Raw genomic sequence first — 1686 nt, 5'->3', positions numbered from 1 at the left:
GGCGCACAGCGACACCAGCCGGGCCGTCGGCACACCGGCGACGTCCAGCGTCGCGCCGGGCGCCCGTTCGGTGACCAGTGACGTCAACTGGCCGCGCAGCCGCACCAGGCGCAGCGCGTCCGTCCAGTGCAGGCTTCCGGCGGCGACCAGCGCGGTGTACTCGCCGAGGCCGTGGCCGGCCACCACGTCGGGGCGCAGCCCGCTTCGGCGCAGCACCTCCAGCGTCACGACGCTGGTGAGCAGCACCGCCGGCTCGGAGACCGAGGCGTCGCGGAGCACGTGGCCGGGGCCCTGCCAGCACAGTTCGGACAGCGGGAAGCCGAGCCGGGTGTCGGCCTGCCGGTAGTAGGCGTCCACCAGGTCGGGGTGCCGCCCGGCCAGGCCGGCGCCCATCCCTACCCGCTGGGAGCCCCGACCGGGGAAGACAAAAGCGGTGCGGTCCACTGCGGCGGCTCCTTTCCGTCGACGAGCCCGGTGGCGTCCCGGGCGTACACCAGGTCGGCGGGCAGCCAGCGCAGCACCGTGGTGCGCGGCGCGGTGCCGTGCACCGCCGCGGCGGCCACGTGCACGGTGTGGCTGGAGCCGCAGGGCACGTTGCGGACCGTCCAGTGCGCGGGCGGGGCGGTGGCGCCGGACTCGCCGAGGTAGTCGGCGGCCAGGTCGCGGCTCAGGCCGGTGCCGATGCCCTTGAGGTAGGCCTCCTTGCGGGTCCACAGCCGTCCGAACGCCCGGCGCCGCTCGTCGGGGGCGAGCGCGGCCAGTTCGGCCCGTTCGGCGCGGTGCAGCGCGGGGCTGCACAGTTCCACCGTCTCGTCGCCGGGCAGCTTCTCCACGTCCACGCCGACCGGTTCGGTGGCGATCCCGAACAGCGCCAGGCCGTTGCTGTGCGACAGCGAGAAGTGCAGCGGCGCCGGGTCGCCGGCGACCGCCGGGCGGCCGTGCGGCTCTCCGCAGCCGGGGCAGGGCTCACGGACCAGCGGCACCCGCTGCGGCGGCACGGCGAGGTAGGCGCCGAGCAGCCTGCGCAGCGCGATGTGGGCCGACAGGTAGAGCAGCCGGTCGTGTGCCCGGCTGAAGGCCGCCGCGCGGCTGAGCTCGGCCTCGCTCAGTTCGGACACCACCAGCGGGTCACCGGGGAGTTCGGTCCATGGCTGCCGCAGCATCCACAGGTCGAGCCGGCCGTCCGCCGGTGCGGGTGGGCTCATCGCGGCCCGCCGGGGGCTGCTGCGTCGAACGGCTCCTCCCCCTGCGGACCGTCGATCCGCAGCGCGAGGCCGGCGGCCAGTTCGGCCACGCTGTCCTCGCGCAGCACCTGGACGACGGGCACCTCGACGCCCAGGGACAGTTCCAGCAGCCGCTTGAGCTGCAGGCCCATGATGGAGCCGACGCCCTGGGTGTGCATCGGCCGGCGCGGGTCGATGCGGTGCGCGGGCGGCACGTCGAGCACCCGGGTCAGTTCGCGGCAGATGAACTGCTCGATGACGCGGATGCGTTCGTCGACGTCGGCGGCGCGCAACGCGTCCAGGTCGGGTGCCGGGGTGCGCGGCTGGTGCACGGTGGTGGCGGTCATCGTCGGGTTCCCTTTCCGTTTCCGTGGGAGGTGCGTTCTCGGCGCGAGGTGCGGCGCTCGGGTTCGGGGGCGGCGCGGTGCTCGGGGGTGCCGTGCTCGGGGGCGGCCCCGCGCTC

The 1686-nt window shown here is 75.4% G+C and carries 3 protein-coding genes; all 3 read right to left on the bottom strand.

All coding sequences use genetic code 11. The features are described 5' to 3' along the window. A partial coding sequence (locus tag ACYVE9_RS25735) for an ACP S-malonyltransferase (RefSeq protein WP_461030296.1) occupies positions 1–393 on the bottom strand: 393 nt, incomplete at its 3' end. Positions 394–395: 2 nt separating this feature from the next. Next, positions 396–1205 carry a 4'-phosphopantetheinyl transferase family protein gene (locus ACYVE9_RS25730; RefSeq protein WP_461030295.1) on the bottom strand — a complete coding sequence of 270 codons (810 nt, stop codon included), beginning with the start codon at positions 1203–1205 and terminating at the stop codon, positions 396–398. After that, entirely contained in the window at positions 1202–1570 is a 369-nt protein-coding gene (locus ACYVE9_RS25725; protein ID WP_461030294.1) for an acyl carrier protein, read from the bottom strand. The genes ACYVE9_RS25730 and ACYVE9_RS25725 overlap by 4 nt, the downstream gene beginning before the upstream one ends. Positions 1571–1686: the final 116 nt, after the last annotated feature.

The organism is Streptomyces sparsus (assembly GCF_054776295.1).
Note: the sequence above shows the minus strand (reverse complement) of the source record. Positions and strands in the feature narration are given on the sequence as shown.